Origin of the sequence: Nocardiopsis yanglingensis, assembly GCF_045809185.1 — a bacterium.
GTDB lineage: Bacteria > Pseudomonadota > Gammaproteobacteria > Xanthomonadales > Xanthomonadaceae > Stenotrophomonas > Stenotrophomonas yanglingensis.
In genome coordinates this window covers 93529-112412 of the sequence record NZ_JBJNRH010000008.1, presented here as the reverse complement: position 1 = coordinate 112412, position 18884 = coordinate 93529, and the positions used below count along the sequence as shown (strand labels likewise).

General features: G+C 66.7%; 15 protein-coding genes. 9 read left to right on the top strand and 6 right to left on the bottom strand.

Going from position 1 to position 18884, the window contains the following annotated elements:
• The first annotated feature begins 11 nt into the window (after nucleotides 1-11).
• The 6 genes from ACJ7C5_RS12655 (at nucleotide 12) to ACJ7C5_RS12625 (ending at nucleotide 6857) form a co-directional block, all read left to right on the top strand.
• Nucleotides 12-989 (top strand): MsnO8 family LLM class oxidoreductase, encoded by a 978-nt coding sequence (locus ACJ7C5_RS12655; protein WP_097047942.1) that lies wholly within the window; start codon nucleotides 12-14, stop codon nucleotides 987-989.
• A gap of 18 nt (nucleotides 990-1007) precedes the next feature.
• Nucleotides 1008-2351, top strand: coding sequence for an LLM class flavin-dependent oxidoreductase (locus ACJ7C5_RS12650; protein ID WP_412704098.1), 1344 nt, complete (start codon nucleotides 1008-1010; stop codon nucleotides 2349-2351).
• Nucleotides 2352-2418: 67 nt separating this feature from the next.
• Nucleotides 2419-3576 carry a M20 aminoacylase family protein gene (locus tag ACJ7C5_RS12645; RefSeq protein WP_412704097.1) on the top strand — a complete coding sequence of 386 codons (1158 nt, stop codon included), beginning with the start codon at nucleotides 2419-2421 and terminating at the stop codon, nucleotides 3574-3576.
• Nucleotides 3573-4124 carry a GNAT family N-acetyltransferase gene (locus ACJ7C5_RS12640; RefSeq protein ID WP_197588605.1) on the top strand — a complete coding sequence of 184 codons (552 nt, stop codon included), beginning with the start codon at nucleotides 3573-3575 and terminating at the stop codon, nucleotides 4122-4124. The genes ACJ7C5_RS12645 and ACJ7C5_RS12640 overlap by 4 nt, the downstream gene beginning before the upstream one ends.
• A complete protein-coding gene (locus tag ACJ7C5_RS21090; protein WP_485873429.1) occupies nucleotides 4121-5866 on the top strand; it encodes an amino acid ABC transporter permease/ATP-binding protein in 1746 nt (581 codons plus the stop codon). The genes ACJ7C5_RS12640 and ACJ7C5_RS21090 overlap by 4 nt, the downstream gene beginning before the upstream one ends.
• Nucleotides 5867-5882: 16 nt before the next feature.
• Nucleotides 5883-6857: an ABC transporter substrate-binding protein gene (locus tag ACJ7C5_RS12625; RefSeq protein WP_412704096.1), complete on the top strand. Its 975-nt coding sequence runs from the start codon at nucleotides 5883-5885 to the stop codon at nucleotides 6855-6857.
• A 59-nt stretch (nucleotides 6858-6916) separates the two neighbouring features.
• Here the strand turns inward: ACJ7C5_RS12625 and ACJ7C5_RS12620 are convergent, their stop codons facing one another.
• A complete protein-coding gene (locus ACJ7C5_RS12620; protein WP_412704095.1) occupies nucleotides 6917-10033 on the bottom strand; it encodes a discoidin domain-containing protein in 3117 nt (1038 codons plus the stop codon).
• 526 nt (nucleotides 10034-10559) lie between these two features.
• On the opposite strand from ACJ7C5_RS12620, the gene ACJ7C5_RS12615 reads away from it, so the two are divergent.
• On the top strand, nucleotides 10560-11057 hold the full coding sequence (locus ACJ7C5_RS12615; RefSeq protein ID WP_412704094.1) for a helix-turn-helix transcriptional regulator: 498 nt from the start codon (nucleotides 10560-10562) through the stop codon (nucleotides 11055-11057).
• A 24-nt stretch (nucleotides 11058-11081) separates the two neighbouring features.
• Here ACJ7C5_RS12615 and ACJ7C5_RS12610 read toward each other — a convergent pair whose 3' ends face one another.
• Nucleotides 11082-12116: an MBL fold metallo-hydrolase gene (locus tag ACJ7C5_RS12610; RefSeq protein WP_412704093.1), complete on the bottom strand. Its 1035-nt coding sequence runs from the start codon at nucleotides 12114-12116 to the stop codon at nucleotides 11082-11084.
• A gap of 146 nt (nucleotides 12117-12262) precedes the next feature.
• On the opposite strand from ACJ7C5_RS12610, the gene ACJ7C5_RS12605 reads away from it, so the two are divergent.
• Nucleotides 12263-12874 carry a TetR/AcrR family transcriptional regulator gene (locus tag ACJ7C5_RS12605; protein ID WP_412704092.1) on the top strand — a complete coding sequence of 204 codons (612 nt, stop codon included), beginning with the start codon at nucleotides 12263-12265 and terminating at the stop codon, nucleotides 12872-12874.
• On the opposite strand, the gene ACJ7C5_RS12600 is transcribed toward ACJ7C5_RS12605, so the two are convergent.
• Complete coding sequence (locus ACJ7C5_RS12600; protein ID WP_412704091.1) at nucleotides 12871-14817, bottom strand: EAL domain-containing protein; 1947 nt, start codon at nucleotides 14815-14817, stop codon at nucleotides 12871-12873. The genes ACJ7C5_RS12605 and ACJ7C5_RS12600 overlap by 4 nt on opposite strands.
• A 63-nt stretch (nucleotides 14818-14880) precedes the next feature.
• A complete protein-coding gene (locus ACJ7C5_RS12595) occupies nucleotides 14881-15840 on the bottom strand; it encodes a LysR family transcriptional regulator (RefSeq protein ID WP_412704090.1) in 960 nt (319 codons plus the stop codon).
• Between the two features lie 63 nt (nucleotides 15841-15903).
• Here ACJ7C5_RS12595 and ACJ7C5_RS12590 point away from each other — a divergent pair, with 63 nt between their 5' ends.
• Nucleotides 15904-17415: an MFS transporter gene (locus ACJ7C5_RS12590; protein ID WP_412704089.1), complete on the top strand. Its 1512-nt coding sequence runs from the start codon at nucleotides 15904-15906 to the stop codon at nucleotides 17413-17415.
• Here the strand turns inward: ACJ7C5_RS12590 and ACJ7C5_RS12585 are convergent.
• A complete protein-coding gene (locus tag ACJ7C5_RS12585; RefSeq protein ID WP_088025758.1) occupies nucleotides 17409-18125 on the bottom strand; it encodes an SDR family NAD(P)-dependent oxidoreductase in 717 nt (238 codons plus the stop codon). The two genes, ACJ7C5_RS12590 and ACJ7C5_RS12585, sit on opposite strands and share 7 nt — an antisense overlap.
• Nucleotides 18126-18153: 28 nt before the next feature.
• A complete protein-coding gene (locus tag ACJ7C5_RS12580) occupies nucleotides 18154-18882 on the bottom strand; it encodes a GNAT family N-acetyltransferase (protein ID WP_412704088.1) in 729 nt (242 codons plus the stop codon).
• Between the last annotated feature and the right edge of the window lie 2 nt (nucleotides 18883-18884).

Sequence of the window (18884 nt, the reverse complement as noted above, 5' to 3'; positions counted from 1 at the left end):
AGGACACGACCATGAGCTATCTGATCAGCGTGTTGGACAAAAGCCCGGTGGCCGAGGGCGCTTCGCCGGAGCAGGCGCTGCGCAACAGCCTGCAGCTGGCGCAGCGCGCCGAGCAGTTGGGCTACCACCGCTACTGGTTTGCCGAGCACCACGCCGCACCGACGCTGGCCAGCCCCGCACCGGAAGTGCTGGCGGCCTGGGTGCTGGCGCAGACCCGGCGCATCCGCATCGGCAGTGGCGGGGTGATGCTGCGCCACTACGCGCCGTACAAGGTGGCGGAGAACTTCAACCTGCTGTCGGCGCTGGCGCCAGGGCGTGTCGATCTGGGCGTGGGCAAGGCCCCTGGTGGCCTGCCGGCCTCGACCGCGGCGCTGGCAGCCGGGCGTCCGGCGTTCGCCGACTTCGACCAGCAACTGCGCGACCTGGAAGGTTATCTGTCCGGCGCCGAAAGCGAGGCACTGGCGCGGCCGGTTCCGCAGCAGGCGCCGGAGCGCTTCCTGCTCGGTGCCAGCCCGCAGAGCGCGCAGCAGGCGGCTGAGCTGGGCTGGCGCTTCGTCTACGCCGCGCACTTCGATGGTGACCCGAAGCATATCGAGGCCGCGTTCGATGCCTACCGCAGCGTTTCTACGCAGCCGCCGCTGCTGGCCACGGTGGCGTTCGCCGCACCAACTGCCGAGGCCGCTGCCCGGCACATCGGCGCGTTGCGGGTCTACAAGCTGCACCTCGGCCCCGGCCAAACGGTGAATCTGCCCAGTCCAGAGGCGGCTGCCGAGTACGCACGCCAGGTGGGCGTGGCCGACTTCCGCATCGAGGAGACACGCCCCAGCGTGCTGTCCGGTGATGCGCAGCACGTGCGTGACGAACTGGATGCGCTGCACCGGCGCTTCGGCGTGGGTGAGTTCATCCTCGATGCGCCGGTGGCCGACCTCGACGCACGCCTGACATCCCTTGAACTGCTGTCGCCCGCGCCGCGCGCGGCGGTGGCCTGACCTGCAGGAGCGATTCCCATGAGCACCACCCCGCGCCATATTCCGTTCGGCATCATGCTGCAGGGCCCCGGCAGCCACATGCACGCCTGGAAGCATCCCTCCAATCCGGCCGATGCCAGCGTCAATCTGCAGTTCTACATCGACATTGCGCGTACCGCCGAGGACAACGGCATTGCCTTTGGCTTCGTGGCCGACGGCCTGTATATCAACGAGAAGTCGATCCCGCACTTCCTCAACCGTTTCGAGCCGATCTCGCTGCTGTCGGCGCTGGCCACGGCAACGAAGAAGATTGGTCTGGCCGGCACGCTGTCGACCTCCTACAGCGATCCCTTCACCGTGGCCCGCCAGTTCGCTTCGCTGGACCTGCTCAGCGGCGGCCGCGCCGGATGGAACGTGGTGACCTCGCCACTGGAGGGCTCGGGCCGCAACTATGGCCGGCCACACCCGGAGCACGCGCTGCGCTACCAGATCGCCGACGAGTATCTGGAGGTGGTGCAGGGATTGTGGGATTCCTGGGATGACGATGCCTTCGTGCGCGAGCGCGACAGCGGCACCTTCTTCGCACCGGATAAGTTCCGGCGGCTCGACCACAAGGGACGTTTCTTCCAGGTGGAGGGGCCGCTCAACATCCAGCGTTCGCCCCAGGGCCAGCCGGTGATCTTCCAGGCGGGTTCGTCTGATGACGGCATTGCGTTGGCCGGCAAGTACGCCGATGCGGTGTTCACCCATTCGCCATCGCTGGAGGAGACCCGCGCGTTCACCCAGAAGGTGAAGAACTCGGCGATCGCGCACGGCCGCAGCGGCAATGACGTGAAGATCTTCCCGGGCATTGGCCCCATCGTCGGCCGCACTGCCGAGGAGGCCGAGGCCAAGTACCAGGCAATCGCCGCGCTGGCCACGCTGGAGGATGCGCTGGCCTATCTCGGCCGCTTCTTCGACCACCACGATTTCAGCCAGTACGATCCGGATGCACCCTTCCCGGAGCTGGGTGACATCGGCAGCAACTCGTTCCGTTCCACCACCGACCGCATCAAGCAGGACGCGCGCGAAAAGGGCCTGAGCCTGCGCCAGGTGGCGTTGGAAGCGGTCAGCCCACGACCGAACTTCATCGGCACGCCGGAGCATGTGGCCGATGAGCTGATCCGTTGGTTCGATGCCGGTGCCAGCGATGGCTTCATCCTCGGTTTCGCCGCACAGCGCGAAGGCCTGGACGATTTCGTGACCCAGGTGTTGCCGATCCTGCAGGCGCGCGGCTACCACCAGCGCGAGCTGGAAGGGCAGACCCTGCGCGAGCACCTGGGCCTGCCGTACAAGGCCAGCCGTCATTCGACCGACGCCGAACCGGCGCGGAAGGCGGGATAAGGCGATGAGCGGAGAAAACGCCGTAGCGCCGGGCCATGCCCAGCGGAATTCCCAAACGTCGGGCATATTGCCCGAGATCGCGGCACGCGCCGAGGCGGCCATTGCGATCCGTCATGACCTGCACCGGCACCCGGAGCTGGCCTTCGAGGAGCACCGCACCAGCGCCCGAGTGGCCGAGCTGCTGCAGCAATGGGGCTATGAGGTGACCACCGGCCTCGGTGGTACCGGCGTGGTCGGTACGCTGCAGCGCGGGCAGGGCAGCCGTCGCCTTGGGCTGCGTGCCGACATCGATGCACTGCCGATCCACGAGGACTCCGGGCTGGCCTACGCCAGCCAGAACGAGGGGCTGATGCATGCCTGCGGCCACGACGGGCATACCGCAATCCTGCTGTCCGCCGCGCACTACCTGGCCCATCACGGCCGTATCGACGGCACCCTGCAGCTGGTGTTCCAGCCGGCCGAGGAAACCGGTTCGGGCGCTTCGAAGATGATCGCCGACGGCCTGTTCGAACGCTTTCCGGTGGATGCGATCTATGGCCTGCACAACTGGCCGGGCGTGCCGGTGGGGCACTTCGGCTTTGTCGATGGCCCGGCAATGGCGTCGGTGGACTGGGCGCGGCTGAAGGTGATCGGCAAGGGCGGCCACGGCGCCGAGCCACAGGGCAGTGTCGATCCGATTCTGGTGGCAGCGCACATCGTCACCGCGCTGCAGAGCGTGGTGTCGCGCAATGTGGATCCACGGCAGATGGGCGTGGTCACCGTCGGTTCGATCCACGGCGGGCAGGCCGCCAATGTAATTCCAGACGTGGTGGAGCTGAAGCTGACCGTGCGCGCCTACCTGCCGGAGGTGCGCGACACGCTGCGGCGCCGGGTCACCGAGATCGCCGAGCAGACCGCCGCCGCGTTCGGCGCGCGCGCCGAGATCGAGTTCCCGCGTGGATTCCCCAGCGTGATCAACCATCCGCAGCAGACAGCCTATATCCGCAACGTAGCCATACAGGGCTTCGGCAGGGAACAGGTGGTGCCGGAGTTCGCGCCGCGCACGGCCAGCGAAGACTTCGCCTTCCTGCTGCAGGCGCGGCCCGGGAGTTTCGTATTCGTCGGCAACGGCGACAGCGCACCGTTGCACAGCCCGCGCTATGTGTTCAACGACGCCGCCATCGCACCCGCCGCCAGCCTGTGGGCGCGGCTGGCCGAAGACTATCTGGTGAAGGACGTGGCATGAGCAGCAACGAACGCTTCCTCTACACCTCGGTGGACGATCCACTGGCGCGGCCGCTGTTCGATGGCCTGGAGCAGGAGTACGACAGCCGTTACGCCGACGTGCGCCGCCGCATCGGCGGCAGCGCCCGCGAGGAGCTGCAACGCTACCCGGCGCAGGCCTTTGCTGCGCCGGTAGGGGCGTTCGTGCTGCTGCTGCGCGAGGGTGTGGCGATCTCCGGCGGCGCCTTCATGCCGCACCGCGATCCGGATACCGCCGAATTCAAGCGCATCTGGACGCTGCCGGGGCTGCGCCGCCAGGGCATTGCGCGGCGCGTGCTGCAGGAACTGGAAGACCAGGCGGCGCGGCAGGGGTATCGGCGGGTATTCCTGACGACCGGCTTCCGCCAGCCTGAAGCGGTCGGCCTGTACCTCAGCCACGGCTACACCGCGCTGTTCGACCTGCAGGCCGACCCGGAAACCATCGCGCATCTGCCGTTCGAGAAGTACCTGAGCGTATCGGCGCCGGTCGTTGTGCCATCGCAGGCTGTGTTGCATGGAGCCCACGCATGAGCACGCCTTCGACTGCGCTGGATGGCATTGCCGCACGCCCGGCGCCAGCACCGGCGTTGAAGATCGTGCCGGCCCGGCATCCACTGCAGGTGGTCGGAACCCTTCTGGCGTTGGCGCTGATCCTGATCGGGCTGCAATCGGTGCTGGGCAACCCGCGCTGGGGTTGGGGCACATTCGCCGAGTGGTTCTTTGCACGCCCGGTGCTGGAAGGCCTGGGCCGCACGCTGCTGCTGACCGCGCTCGGTACCGGTCTTGGCTTCGCGCTGGGCACCTTGCTGGCGCTGGCCCGCGTCTCCGGCTCACCCCTGCTGTCGGCGGTGTCGTGGGGCTATGTGTGGCTGTTCCGTTCGATCCCGCTGCTGGTGCTGTTGTTGCTGTTGAACAACCTGGGCTACCTGTACAGCACCATCGAGCTGGGCGTGCCGTTCACCGGCATCAGCCTGTTCTCGTACCCGACCACGCAGCTGATCGGCGTGTTCACCGCCGCAGTGCTGGGCCTCACCTTGAACCAGGCCGCGTTCTCGGCCGAGGTGATCCGTGGCGGCATTCTGTCGGTCGACCATGGCCAGTACGAAGCCGCAGCGGCGCTTGGCCTGCCACGTGGCCGCCAGGTGCGCCGGATCATCCTGCCGCAGGCGATGCGCTCGATCCTGCCGGCAGCGTTCAACGATGTGATTGGCCTGGCCAAGAGCACCTCGGTGGTCTACGTGCTGGCGCTGCCGGAGCTGTTCTACACCGTGCAGGTGATCTACCGGCGCAACCTGGAAGTGGTGCCGCTGCTGATGGTGGCCACGGTCTGGTACCTGGTGATCCTGACCGTGCTATCGCTGCTGCAGCGGCGGGTGGAGCAGCGCTTTGCGCGCGGCCAGCTGCAGCGTGAGCGCTCGGTGTCGCGGGTGTCGTCACCGGCGCGGACATCCAGTGATGCCGCACCGCGCGTGGTCAATCGCCCGCGCATCGCCGCGCAGGTTGAAGCGGGCGAGGGGGCATCGGTGTCGCTGCATGGCGTAGGCAAGGTGTTCGGCGACCAGCCTGTACTGGAAGACGTGAACCTGGACCTGCGCGCTGGCAGCGTGACGGTGCTGATCGGCCCGTCCGGCGCCGGCAAGTCCACGCTGCTACGGCTGATCAACCATCTGGAACGCGCCGACAGTGGCTATGTGACCGTGGGCGGCCAGCTGATCGGCTACCGCCGCGATGGCGACACCCTGTACGAGCTTCCCGAGCGTGAGATCCGCCGCCGTCGTGCGGAAGTGGGCATGGTGTTCCAGGGCTTCAACCTGTTCCCGCACCTGACCGCGCTGGAGAACATCATCGAGGCGCCGATCGCGGTGCGCGGCGTGCCGCGTGCGCAGGCCGAGCAGCAGGCGCGCACGCTGCTGGAACGGGTTGGTCTGGCCGACAAGGCCGATGCCTTCCCGCGCCAGCTTTCCGGTGGCCAGCAGCAGCGCATCGCGATTGCGCGCGCGCTGGCGCTGCAGCCGAAGGTGCTGTTGTTCGATGAACCGACCTCGGCGCTGGACCCGGAGCTGGTGGCCGAAGTGCTCAGCGTGATCGAGGAGCTGGCAAGCTCCGGCACCACGCTGGTGATCGTCACCCATGAGCTGAGCTTCGCTCGTCGCGTGGCCGACCGCGTGGTGATGATGGACCAGGGCCGGGTGATCGAGCAGGGCACGCCCGAGGCCCTGTTCGAGCGCCCGCGCCAGCAACGCACCGCCGATTTCCTGGCCAAGACCCTGTAATCCCGAAAGGAACACCATGAGCCCTGCAGCACCGCGTCGCCCCTCACGCAGCACCCTGTTGATCGTGGGCGTGCTGGTCATCGGCATCGCCGGCATCGTCTATTCGCGCGTGCGTCAGGCACCGGATGCCGGCACCGTGGCCGCAACCAGCCTGGCGGGTGCGAACACCGCCATCCTGAAGGGCACGCTCGATCCGAAGGCGCAGGCGTTGATTCCCGCCGGCTACCGCTTCGTCACGCCCGGGTCGTTCACCGTAGCCACCCATCCGGGGCAGCTGCCGCTGGCTGACTACGGCACCGACAGCAAGGACGTGGTCGGTATCGAGCCGGACATCGCACGGCTGATCGCCGATGGGCTGGGCCTGAAGCTGGTGATCGTGCCGGTGGCGTGGGCCGACTGGCCGCTGGGGCTGGAATCGGGCAAGTACGATGCGGTGCTGTCGAACGTGACCGTCACCGAGGAGCGCAAGAAGAAATTCGATTTCTCCAGCTACCGTTACGACCTGCTGGGCATCTACACGCGCACAGATGGGCCGATCCAGAAGATCGAGAAGCCGGCTGATGTCGCCGGGCTGAAGGTGGTGGTGGGTGCCAGCACCAACCAGGACCAGATCCTGCGGCAGTGGGACCAGCAGAACATCGCGGCGGGATTGAAGCCGGTGGAGTACCAGTACTTCGATGACGCCGTGGTTGGGCGGCTGGCAGTGATTACCGGCCGCGCCGATGTCTCGTTCGAGCCCAACGCCACCGGCGCCTATTCGGCGCGCGATGGCAAGGTGCGGCGTGTGGGCCTGTTCCCCGGAGGCTGGCCGAACGCCGCGGCGATCTCGGTGACCACGCGCAAGGGCAGCGGCCTGGCTGATGCGGTGACGCAGGCGCTGAACACCCAGATCGGCAGCGGTACCTATGCGCAGGCGCTGAAGCGCTGGAACGTGGCCGAGGAAGCCGTGCCGCAGTCGCAGACCAACCCGCCAGGTTTACCGACGCTCTGACGCCGGGCATGGCCCGGCGCTACCACTGCTTTTGTAGAGCCGAGCCATGCTCGGCTGCATTACCAGACGGCTTCCAACGTCCGGAACGGTTTCGCAACGCGCACGCCCTCAGCATCGAAATCGGAAACGCTGCGCCCATCCACACGCACCATCTTCGGCATCGTGCGCGTCGGCCACCAGACCTTCACCGCGGTCCCGTTGCGCAGCCCTTCGCCAAGCGTGACCGTCAGCATGCCGTCGCGTTGCCCCGCCTGCATCTGCAATGTGCCGAAGGCAGTCGGCAGGCGCTCCACCGCCAACCCTTCCCCAGCAACCCACGACGGTGGTGTGCCCGGCAGCAGCGACAGCGCGTCATCGTCCTCGCGCATCAGCATGCCGAACAGGGTGCGACCGTACTCGGCGCCGATCCACGTGTGAGGCATGTCGCCCAGGTAGCGCGGGAAGCGCAGCCGCGAATGCACGACCTCGGCCAGCACCTGCCATTCAAGCGGGCGCCGGTCGTGAAGCAGGCCCTGCAACAGCTCGTCAGCCACGTCCGGCTGTCCAAGATGCACATAGCTCAGCACGTTGCGGATCTCGTACGGCGTGTAGGCGTACAGCGCGCCGGGCTGGTTGCGCTTGCGCACATCGTCCAGATAGCGGGCGAAGGTGGTCCGCAGCGCCTCGGCCGGGAGCACACTCTGCGCGCCGGTGGGATCCAGCGCGATGGATACGCCGGTGGGGTCACCATCGCCCAGATCTGCGGAGGAAGGAATGAAGTCGATGCCTTTCCACGCCATCGTGGCGCGGATCGACGCATGCAGGGCGTCGTACAGCGCCTTGTACTGCTCACGCGCCCAGCGTGCGGTCTCGTGGTCGCCCAGCGATTCGGCCAGCCATGCACCGTCGTGCCAGCCCTTCAGGCCCCAGTAGTCATCCCAGTAGCTGTGAGTGGGCGAAGGATAGCCCTCATGGCTGATCGACGGCGCAAGAATGCCCGCGAATCGCTCCGGCGCCGGCTGGTCGGCCTTGTAACCGGGCACCAGCGTGCGCTCGCGCAGCTCCTGCAGGAAGTGCAGCGCCGCTTTCACTTTCGGCAGGTAGTCACGCACCGACTCGGGCCCGCCATCCAGGCGTGCAACGTCGGCAACCAGCGCCACATACTGGCCCTGGCTGTCGTATTCGATGTCCGAACCAAAGCCGGTGTTGACGCTGCCATCGTCGTTGAGGATCGGCGAGACCAGACCGTTGCCGTGCACGCCGTGTTCGCTGTACCAGGCCAGGTAATCGCGTGCGACCTTGGCCTCGCCCATGCGCAGCAGTACCGCCGAGGTCGCCATGCCATCGCGGATGAAGGAGCGGTTGTAGTTGCGCGGGCCGGGCTGCATGGCCGGGCCGGTCTGGTTGATCAGCATGTAGGCGGCCTGCGCGCGCAGCATGTCCACCAGCGATGGATCAGGCAGGCGCAGCCCGACCTGGCCCAGGCGTGCCTGCCAATCGGCCGAGGCCTGGTTGGCCAGGGTGTCGAAGGCATCGTTGCCGTTGCGAGGCAACCGGGAAAGGTCGAGTGCGGGGGCCTCCGGCAGCGCGCCGTTGGCATCGGCAGCGGCGGTGCCGAGTGGGAACGCCACGACTACCGCATCGCTGGCACCGGGCGCGAGACGGATCCGGTAGCTCAATGCGGCCGCGGCCAGTCCTTGCTCATCGCGTGCCTGCTGGGCGGCAGGTAGACGCCCGGCTGCGATGCCGGCGGTGATTTCCGTTGCCCCGTCGTTGCCGAACGGCGCGGCGCCGGCAGCATCCACCGGCGTGAGCGAGCGCAGCAGCGTGCGGCCGTTGACACGCACCGCGTTGGCTTCGACGGCGACTTCGCGGATCGGCGACAGCCCGCCGTTCTGCCATGGCGGGTTCATCTGCATCGGTCGTACCGCCAGGGTCAGCGTGCCGTCGATCGCGGTGGCGCCGGTGTTGCGCAGGCGGTGGCGGACCAGGGTGACCGGTTGCCCGTCGCGTTCGATGGCGAAGGCTTCGCTGCGTAGTTCCAGTCCCGGCTGCGGTGCCCACGTGGCAGACGGCATTGGCTTCCAGCCGTCGCGCAGCGCGTGCTGCACCTTCTGCCCGGCGGCCCCGGCTGCGCTGCCATCGGCATTGCGCCAGATCGGCTGCACCAGCGGTGCGCCCTTGAAGGCCTCGATGTTGCCGTACTCGTCGAAGATCGACTTCTGCCGGCCCGCGTGCACGCCCACCGCAGTCCAGTAGGTCTGCTGCATCTGCAGCGAGGCGGGGAACAACGCGCGCTGTGCACCGCTGGCGGCGATCTGGTAACGCTTCATCGATGTCATCACCGCCTTCGGGCCGAGCAGGCGGATGCGTGCCACCTGGGGGGCATCGCCGTCGACGGTCAGCCGCAGTGCCTGCAGGTCCAGCGGCGCGCTGGCCGCGAGCCAGCTCTGCTGCCGGGTTGCCGCCTGCGCATCCGTGGCCAGTTCGTGCCAGCGGCCCTGGGCATCGCGTGCCTGCAGGCGCGCAGCGCCGTGCACATTGGTCCAGTCCACCGCCAGCCCGGTGCTGGACTGCGCGCGCGGCAGAACGATGTCGAGCGTGTGGGTGCCGCCCTTGCCGGCGGGGATCGCCACCGCGCTGCCGCCCTGCCAGAGCGCCGCGGACTGCGTGGCATCGAGTCCGGCCACGCGCGCACTGAGCGTGCTGTCCAGCGGCTCCATCTCGAAGATCGACACGCCCCAGTCGGACGTGCGCTGCGGGCTGGCCAACCGCAGGTAGCGCGCCTGGCGTGGCGCGAAGTACAGCGTTTCCACGTCGCCCAGCGAATCGGCCATGGTGTACGCGGTCTGCCACTGCGTGCCGTCCAGCGAGGTCTGCAGTGAATAGCCCTCTGGATTGGAGACATCCCAGGTAAGCCGTGCGCCCGCCAGCATCGTCGGTGCGCCCAGATCGATCTGGAACCAGTGGCCCGGACTGAAGGCACCGCCGGTAACGGTCCTGGGGTCGCCGTCGATCAGGTGGCTGATCGCCATCGCCGGTACCTGCTGCGAGGAGGCGCTGGCCTGCCATTGGCTGCGTGGCGGCAGTGTCTGTGCCTGCGCGCTGAGGGCCAGCGCGGCCAACAGCAGGGCAGCGGCAGGGTGCAACGGGAAAAGCGGCGTGGAGACCTTGGGGCGTTCGGCGCGCAACGTCATTACGGACAGCCTCGCAGGTTCGACCGGAATCGGGCGAGCGCTACGCTAGCAAGGGATGTAATCGGTTACATGACGCACTGCAGCGCCGCCGGGCGCTGGCGCTGCCGTCGCGGAAGCGCTGACGGATGTGGCTCTGGACGTGTGGTGCGGTTTGGCTAGGGTCACATCGGGGTTGGTTCTTTTTTAGGTGGTTGTCATTTGACAACCTGCGTATACCGTGTGCAGACTATGGAGAACAGGGAATGTCTCGAGCGCGTCATCCAGACAAGGACATCGAAGCGGCGTTGCGGCGTTGCAGTTCGCGGAGGATCGTGGGTGGAGGCTCCGCATTGCGGGCGGCCATGCGTGGGGCCGGATGTACTGCCCTTACAACGACACCGATTGCCGATGCGGGGAATTCTGCATCGTGAGCATCTGGAGCACGCCGCGTAGCGGCAGCAATCATGCAAGGGCCTTACGGCGTGTGGTCGAGAACTGCAGTCGTGAGCAATGAGATCAGGCTTCGTCAGAAGCGAAGGGGGCAATCATGGAATTCAACTTCACCCTGAAATACCGCCTGGCGGACACAGGTGATGAAATCGGCGTCCTCGAGCAGCGCCTGGCCGAAGGCGGCTGTGACGACGCGCTTGTGGGCCTTGGGCTACCGGGAAGGCTGGCACTGGCTTTCTGCCGCGAAGCGGAAAACGCTGGGGCTGCCCTGCGTTCGGCGCTGGACGATGTGCAGCGGGCCGTGCCCGGTGCCGAGCTGGTTGAAGTGAGCCCCGATCTGGTGGGGCTCACTGACGTAGCAGACCTGGTCGGAATGTCGCGTCAGAACATGCGGAAGCTCATGCTGGCCAACCCGCAGTCGTTTCCGTCCCCGGTGCATGACGGCTCGACCTCGATCTGGCACCTCGTCGACATTCTCGGTTGGCTGCGAGCGCGTGGCAGCGACAAAGTCACGGTGGAAATGACGGAACTCGCCGCTGCCGCGTTGCAGCTCAATCTGGACCGGGAAGGGCGCAGGCTTCACTCAAAGACGTAGCGGCGGCAGGAATCGGCGCCCCCCCTAAAGCTCCACCGTCTCCCACCAGCGCGTACCCGCCTGCGGCGCCTGCATGTCCAGCGCTTCGCCCATCATCGGCGTGGCCACCGGCACGTTCTTCGCGGCGGCCAAGGCGGTGATGCGTTCGAACGGCTGCTGCCATGCGTGCAAGGCCAGATCGAAGGTGCCGTTGTGGATCGGCAGCAGCCACTTGCCGCGCAGGTCCAGGTGCGCCTGCAGGGTCTGCTCGGGCTGCATGTGCACGAACGCCCAACGCGGATCATAGGCACCGGTTTCGATCATGGTCAGGTCGAACGGGCCGTACTTCTCGCCGATGGCCTTGAAGCCATCGAAGTAGCCGGTGTCGCCGCTGAAGAAGATGCGGAAGTCGTCGTCCTGGATCACCCATGACGCCCACAGGCTGCGGTCACTGTCGCCCAGCCCGCGGCCGGAGAAATGCTGCCCCGGGGTGGCGGTCAGGCGCAGGCCACTGGCTTCGGTCGACTGCCACCAGTCCAACTGTTCCACCTTGCCGGCGTCCACGCCCCACGCAATCAACTGATCGCCCACACCGAGCGGGGCAATGAAGCGTGCGGTCTTGCCGGCCAGCTGCATCACCGCGGCATGGTCCAGGTGGTCGTAGTGGTTGTGCGAGAGGATCACGCCGGCGATCGGCGGCAGGTCGTCGATGCTGATCGGCGGTGCATGGAAGCGCGCCGGACCCATCCACTGCACCGGCGAGGCGCGCTCGGAGAACACCGGGTCGGTCAGCCAGTACTGGCCATGCAGCTTCAGCAGGATCGTGGAATGCCCAAGCCGGAACAGGCTGCGATCCGGCGCGGCGTCCAGGGTGGCGCGGTCCAGCGGCAGCACCGGAATGGGGTGCGCCGGGACGGTGCCCTTGGGCTTGTTGAACAGGAACGTCCACCAGATCTCCGCACCATCGCGCAGGCCCATCGCAGGACGCGGCAGGGCATTGCGGAACTTGCCGTCGCGGTACTGCGGCGAATCGGGGAAGTCGGGGAGGGACCAGGACTTGCAGAAGGTATAGGCGGTCACGGCGAGGATTCCAAGCAAAAGGACAAGGGGCAGGCGCTTCATGGGTGACGTCCGCCGGGTACACTGCACAGTGTAGTTTCGTGTTTTTCAAAAGTACACTGCTGGGTGTAAAATGAGCGAATCCGTTCAGCTATCTGGTTTCCGCCATGTCCCGTGCCCCGCAACGCCTGACCGACCGCAAACGCGACGCCATCGTGCGCGCGGCGGTGGAGGAGTTCCGTGCATCGGGCTACGAGGCGACCAGCATGGACCGCATCGCCGAGGTGGCCGGGGTCTCCAAGCGCACCGTCTACAACCACTTCCCGAGCAAGGAAGCGCTGTTCTCGATGATCCTGGAGGAGCTGTGGGAGCGCAGCGTGGCCAGTGATGCGCTGCCGTACCGTGCCGACCAGCCGCTGCAGGCGCAGCTGATGCAGCTGCTGGGGCAGAAGCTGGAGCTGCTCAGTGATGCCAACTTCATTGACCTGGCGCGGGTGGCGATGGCCGAGATCATCCATTCGCCGGAACGTGCGCAGGCCATCGTCTGCCGCATGGGCGAGAAGGAAAGTGGCGAAAGCGCGTGGATCCGTGCGGCAATCGCCGATGGTCGGCTGCGCGAAGTCGATCCGGAGTTCGCCGGCCACCAGCTGCACGGCCTGGTGAAGAGCTTTGCGTTCTGGCCGCAGGTGACGATGGGGCAGGCGCCGTTGAACGAACAGGAGCGTGCACGCGTGGCCGAGTCGGCGGTGGCGATGTTCCTGGGTTTCTACGCGGCCTAGCTGGTGGCGAAGCGGCGGAACTCGTCGGCCGGCAGCGCCGCCGAGTACAGATAGCCCTGGCCGACATCCACACCCAGTGCGCGCAGTTGCTGTTCCTGCGCGAGGGTTTCGGTACCCTCGGCCACCACGATCGCGCCGCAGCGATGCGCGACCTCGACGATGAAGCGAACGATCGACTGCGACTTGGCGTCGGACAGCGTGGCGATCAGTGCCTGCTCGATCTTGACCTCGGCGATGGCCAGCTGCGAGAGCAGGATCAGGGTTGAATAGCCGGCACCGAAATCATCCAGTGACAGCGTGACCTCCGCCGCCAGCAGCTGTGCGATATTGGCATCGACCACGTCGCGCTCGACGATCTCGGTCCATTCGACGATCTCCAGGCGCAGCATCATGCCAGGCACATCGTGCAGTGCCAGCAGTTCCTGCAGGCGCAGGCCGAAGCCGGGCAGGCGCAGTGACTCGGCCGAAACGTTCACGGCGATTTTAAGTTCCGTGCCATCGCGTCGGCACTGCTGCAGGAAGTGGATGGCCGACTGCAGCGTGGCCCATTCCAGTTCAGCCAGCCGCCCCTGCCGGCGCAGCAGCGAAATCACCCGCATCGGCGCGATCAGCCGGCCCTCGCCGTCGCGCATGCGCAGCAGTGCTTCGGCGCCGACCAGTTGGCGATCCTGCAGGCGATGCTTGGGCTGGTAGCACAGCGGTGCGTCGCCCTGCTGCAGCCAGCGATCAAGGGCGACTTCAATCAGGGCGTCGATCTCGCTGTCGCGCTGGATCGGATCGTCGAAGAACACGACGCCGGATTCGATCGCACTCAGCGCCACGGTGATTGCCCGGAAGGGCAGGTGGCCATCGTCTGCGGTGGCCGGTGGCTTCAGTTCGACCACGGCACAGCGGAACAGCGGTCGGAAGCCGGGCCAATCGCGGCCGACCCGATCGGCCAGGTTGCTGGCCAGCTCGGTGATCTGCGGTTGCGTGCGCAGTTCGGACAAGGTCAGGTCGCGCACCAGGATCGCCAGCGCGGCATCGCCGAACTGGTAGATCTCCAGTTGCCCGGCTGGCAGCGAGGGCAGCAGCCGATGCACTTCTTCGGTGCTGTCGCGTTGCCACAGGCCGTTGTCCTGCAGCGGACCGTAGCGCAGGCGCAGATCGCGCAGGTTGCCCATCTCGGCCACGATCAGGCAGGCCTTGCCGATGCCGTCGTTGTCGCGCCAGCAATGCTGCAGGCGTTCGCCAAGCGCACGCATGTTGGGCAGGCCACTGATCGGATCGATGCGCAGCCAGGCGTGTTCGCGCTGACGCTGTGCATCGATCTGCGCATCGTTGTAGACCAGTGCGAACACTGCGCCCAGCATCAGCAGTGACAGCGGCAGTGCCAGCAGGCGCTGGATTGCCAACTCCTCCACGGGCAGCTGATTGGCGCCGATGATTGCGACGCCCAGTGCCAGGCCCAACGCAGTGACAACAATACGCACGCCCCAGGCCTGCAGGATCACGCGCAGCGAGAGCTCATTGAGCATGCGCGGGTGCAGGCGCCTGCGCAGCCAGACGCCGGCCAGCATCTGCAGCGTGGCCTCGAGGCCGGCCGGCAGGAAATACTGGGTGCCGGCAAACTGGTAGCGGGCCAGCAGGCTGGCGGCCAGGCAGGTCAGGCCGCCGCGCCAACCGCCGAGCAGGCCACTGACCAGCAGGATGTCGAAGCCGAGGTGCAGCTTGACCACACCCTGGGTGTAACGGGCCACGAACCAGGAATTGAACAGGTAGATCAGGCCCAGCGCCACGCCGACATACAGGCGACGGCCTTCAATGGCGTGCCCGGCGCGGCGGGTGGTGATCAACAGCACGCCGATCATGCCGATCACCGCCGTGGCCTGCAGCAGGTACAGCGGCAGGCTGGGCAGGGCGCTGTCCAGAACCTGGGCCGAGACCCGTGAAAGCGCATCCATAGCAGGTTCCCGCCTGTGACCGACGGCCAGTGACGAGCAGCGTAGTCGCAGCAGGGCGCAGGTTCAATTGCACTGGCTGGGTTCGGGCAGGAGGTGATCGGCCATGAAATCGACAAACGCGCGCACTCGCGGTTGCTGATGGCGATGGCTTGGCCAGAGCGCCCAGAAGGTGCTTTGTTCGGTGTTCCAGTTGTCCAGAACGCTCACGAGCGCACCGTGGTCCAACGCATCCCGCGTGGCGAAGTCGGGCAGGCACGCAATGCCATGACCATCGATGGCCATGTGCAGGATCGTCTCAAGATGATTGGCGGTCATTGCTGCGGTCAGCCGCGGCTCCGTGCCTCCCTCATGCGTGGGCAGTGGCCAGCGTTCGATCAGGCCGGTGCCGGGAAAGCGATGGAGGATGCATGCGTGGCCGCTCAGGTCATCCGGGTGCTGAGGCGTACCGCGCCTGGCGAAGTACGCAGGGGCACCCACGCACACCAGGCGGGTACTGCCAAGGTTGCGGCCGTGCAGTCTGGAGTCGGCGGGACTGCCGGTGCGGACAACGGCGTCGAAGCCTTCCTCGATGACATCGGCAAGACGGTCGCTGAAGTGGAGGTCGAGTTCGATGGCGGGGAAGCGGTGCGCAAACGCTGAGAGCACCGGCAGCATCAGACCGCTGGCGAGTGGAAGACTGACCTTCAGGCGACCGCTGGGCGCGGCATGGGCGTCGGTCAGCTCGCGCTCCGCTGCGGCGACCTCGGTCATGATGCGACGGCAGCGTTCAAGGAACTGCTCGCCTTCGGCAGTGAGGCTGACGCTGCGGGTATTGCGATTCAGCAGGCGGGCGCCCAGGCGCTCTTCCAGGCGGGCGATGGTCTTGCTTGCCGCCGAAGGGGTGATGCCACGCTGTCGTGCGGCGGACGCGAAGCTGCGTGCCTCGGCGACCAGAACGAAGAGGCTGAGACCGGCAAAGCTGTCCATGACATGGCCATTGATGACGTTTTTGTCATTAAAGCATGGACCGAATGATGGATTCATATGCAATAGCGTCGTCGATAGCATCAATGCGGTGGCACTTGGCCACGCCCGAGTTTCATCGACATGTCTGTTGCCTCTGCTGAGACGGCCGGATCATCACGCTTTGGAATGGTGCTGGCGGGTTGTCTGACGGCGCTCACCATTCCCTTGAGCATTGCCAGCCCCGCCGTGGGCATTCCTGCCATCCGGGACGCGCTGGGGGGTTCCCCTGCGGCATTGTCCTGGATCATCAACGCCTACCTGCTGACCTACGGCTGCACCACGCTGGTGGCCGGTGGGCTGGCCGATCTGCATGGCAGGCGCCGGATATGGATTCTGGGCGGCGCGTCGTTTGCGCTCGTCACCGGCCTGATCCCCTTGATGCCCGGTGTGGCGTGGATCAATGCCCTGCGACTGCTTCAGGGGATGGCGGCGTCGGCTGCGTTTGCCGGCGCGATGGCGTCGCTGGCGCAGGTGTTCGACGGCCAGGCGCGTGCAAAGGTGTTCAGTCTGATCGGCACCACCTTTGGTGCAGGGGCCGCAGGCGGTCCGCTGCTGGCAGGCGGGTTGATCGATGCGCTGGGCTGGGAGTGGGTGTTCTTCCTGCCTGCGTTGCTGGCCGCCCTGACTGTACCGCTGGTCGCCATGTCATCGGTCGAATCGAGAAACGCCGGTTCGCCACGCCTGGATTGGCTGGGTGCCGTCACCTTCATGCTGGCGCTGGGGTCACTCACCTACGCCATGATCGTGCTGCCGGAGCGCGGCCTGCTGCATCCGCAGACGCTGGTACTGCTGGCGCTCTCGGTGGTGTTGCTGGCCGTGTTCATTGCCGTCGAGCGCTCCCATCGAACACCGCTGCTGGATCTCGGGCTGTTCCGCAACCGGCGCTTTGTCGGCGTGCAGATTCTCGCTGCTGCGCCTGCGTTCTCCTACGTCGTCCTTCTGGTGGTGCTGCCGGCGGGCTTCATCGGTGTTGAAGGGCTTCGGCCCACCGAAGCCGGACTGGCGATGGCAGCACTGTCTGCACCCTTGCTGGTTGTTCCCCTGGTTGCGGGCTATCTGCTGCGCTGGATTCCGGCGCGGACGCTGTGCTGTGCTGGCCTGCTGATCGGCGCCCTTGGACTGGCATGGCTGGCCCAGGTGTTCCAGTTACCTTCGGTGCGCTGGATGCCGATGCTGGTCATCGGGATCGGCATCGGTCTGCCTTGGGGGATCATGGATGGCCTGGCGGTCAGCGTGGTCGGCAAAGAGCAGGCAGGCATGGCCGCGGGCATCTTCAACGCAATGCGACTGGCAGGCGATTCCATTGCCCTCGCGCTTGTCGGCATCATGCTCTCATCCCGCATTGGCGGGAGTATGGCGATGGAGGCCGGCGCCGTCGCCCGCGCCGTCGTGCACAGGCTGTCCATGGGCGACCTTGGCGGAGCGGTGGAGGCGTTGCCCGCGGTTTCGAGAACAGTGCTGGCCCAGGCGTACATGGAGGCCGTCCGTGGCCAACTGTGTGTTCTGGCGATGGCGACCGTGCTGACCGCCATCGTGCTTGGGTATCTGTTGCGCGAACAGATTGAACCTGGCCTGCGCAGCGGTAGTCAGTAACGCGGGTCGGCGATGGCCGGCAGCACCAGTTCGCGCACGAAGCCGGACGGTGACAACTGCAGAAGCGCGCGCACCATCGCAACGACGTCGTGCACCGGCACCAGCTCACCGTCGCCGCGCGCTGCGGCCTCTGCCACCGGCACGGACAGTGCATCGTCGGTGTTGAGGTAGCCCAGCTGCAGGCTGGTCACCGCCAGGCGGCGATCGCGGAAGCCCTCGCGCAGCGCATCGGCGATGCCGTTGAGCGCGAACTTGGATGCACCGAACGCCACTTCCGGGCGGCCGCTGCGCGGCAGTGCCGAGGTTGATCCGGTCAGTACCAGTTGCGGGCGTGGCGCGCTGAGCACCCGCGGCAGCAGGCGCTGCAGCAGCACCAGGGTGGCGGTGATGTTGACGTCGACCAACTGGGTGAGCGCGGCATCGCTCTCGTCGAGGAAGGCGTACTCGTCGCTGAAGGCGGTCTCTTCCCAGATGCCCAGGTTGTGGATCAGCACATCCAGATCGGCCGGCGCCTGCGCTGCGATGTGGTCGGCGGCCACGGTCGGCTTGGACAGGTCTGCTTCGATCCATTGCAGGGTGACGCCTTCGGGGCAGGCGATGTCGCGCGGGCGGGTGCGCGAGACACCGATGACGGTGTCACCCGGGCCGCACAGGCCTTCCACGAACGCTCGACCGAGGCCCCTGCTGGCGCCGATGACCATCAATTTCATGTTGCTTCCTTGTTGTACTGCGGCGGCCTCAGTCGGCCGCCAGAATGGTGTCCCAATCGGCGAACGCACGCAGGCCGCTGCGCTCGGCGGTAATGATCGAGGCGGTGTTGTCGAGCTGGCAACGGTACTGCGGCTGCAGCCCGGCCGTCCGTGCGGACACGGCCATGGCGTGTACCAGCTGGCGCGCGTGCCCGCGGCCGCGGGCCTCGGGAAGGGTCAGCACGCCCATGTCGGCCAGGGCCGGATCCAGGCTCCACGGGTACATGCTTCCGGCGGCAACCAGCCGCTCGCCATCGAAGGCGCCGAACACCTGCCAGTGGTCCAGTTCAACCCAGGCCGCATCCAGATCCTCTTCGCTGGCGCTGGCCTGGAACACGTTGAACACGGCTGCGTCGGCCGGGTAAAGACAGCGGATATGTGGCGGTGCAGGGCGCTCGGCCAGGGCTGCAAGTTCTGCGGCAGGGAAGTAGAAGACACGATCCGCACCATGCGTGCGCTGGCCCAGCTGCTGCAGGCGCAGTTGCAGCTGCGGGAGCGTCCAATGCGGTTGCGCGTGCAGTTGCAGGCGAGCGGCCAGAGCAGGGCGCAGCAGTGCGCGCGCGGGGCCCTCGACCGGCTGCAGCAGCATGCCGTCCTCGCCCACATCGAAATCATCGCTGCACGCCAACTGCAGCTGTGGATCATCCTGCAGCGTGCGTTGCCCGGAGAACACACCGCGCCAGGTCGCATCGATCAACGCGGCAAACACATCATCCATGA

Coding starts and splice junctions, on each gene's coding strand:
- ACJ7C5_RS12655 (WP_097047942.1), top strand. CDS start 12: ATGAGCTATCTGATCAGCGTGTTGGACAAAAGCCCGGTGGCCGAGGGC.
- ACJ7C5_RS12650 (WP_412704098.1), top strand. CDS start 1,008: ATGAGCACCACCCCGCGCCATATTCCGTTCGGCATCATGCTGCAGGGC.
- ACJ7C5_RS12640 (WP_197588605.1), top strand. CDS start 3,573: ATGAGCAGCAACGAACGCTTCCTCTACACCTCGGTGGACGATCCACTG.
- ACJ7C5_RS21090 (WP_485873429.1), top strand. CDS start 4,121: ATGAGCACGCCTTCGACTGCGCTGGATGGCATTGCCGCACGCCCGGCG.
- ACJ7C5_RS12625 (WP_412704096.1), top strand. CDS start 5,883: ATGAGCCCTGCAGCACCGCGTCGCCCCTCACGCAGCACCCTGTTGATC.
- ACJ7C5_RS12620 (WP_412704095.1), bottom strand. CDS start 10,033: ATGACGTTGCGCGCCGAACGCCCCAAGGTCTCCACGCCGCTTTTCCCG.
- ACJ7C5_RS12615 (WP_412704094.1), top strand. CDS start 10,560: ATGGAATTCAACTTCACCCTGAAATACCGCCTGGCGGACACAGGTGAT.
- ACJ7C5_RS12605 (WP_412704092.1), top strand. CDS start 12,263: ATGTCCCGTGCCCCGCAACGCCTGACCGACCGCAAACGCGACGCCATC.
- ACJ7C5_RS12600 (WP_412704091.1), bottom strand. CDS start 14,817: ATGGATGCGCTTTCACGGGTCTCGGCCCAGGTTCTGGACAGCGCCCTG.
- ACJ7C5_RS12595 (WP_412704090.1), bottom strand. CDS start 15,840: ATGAATCCATCATTCGGTCCATGCTTTAATGACAAAAACGTCATCAAT.
- ACJ7C5_RS12590 (WP_412704089.1), top strand. CDS start 15,904: ATGTCTGTTGCCTCTGCTGAGACGGCCGGATCATCACGCTTTGGAATG.
- ACJ7C5_RS12585 (WP_088025758.1), bottom strand. CDS start 18,125: ATGAAATTGATGGTCATCGGCGCCAGCAGGGGCCTCGGTCGAGCGTTC.
- ACJ7C5_RS12580 (WP_412704088.1), bottom strand. CDS start 18,882: ATGGATGATGTGTTTGCCGCGTTGATCGATGCGACCTGGCGCGGTGTG.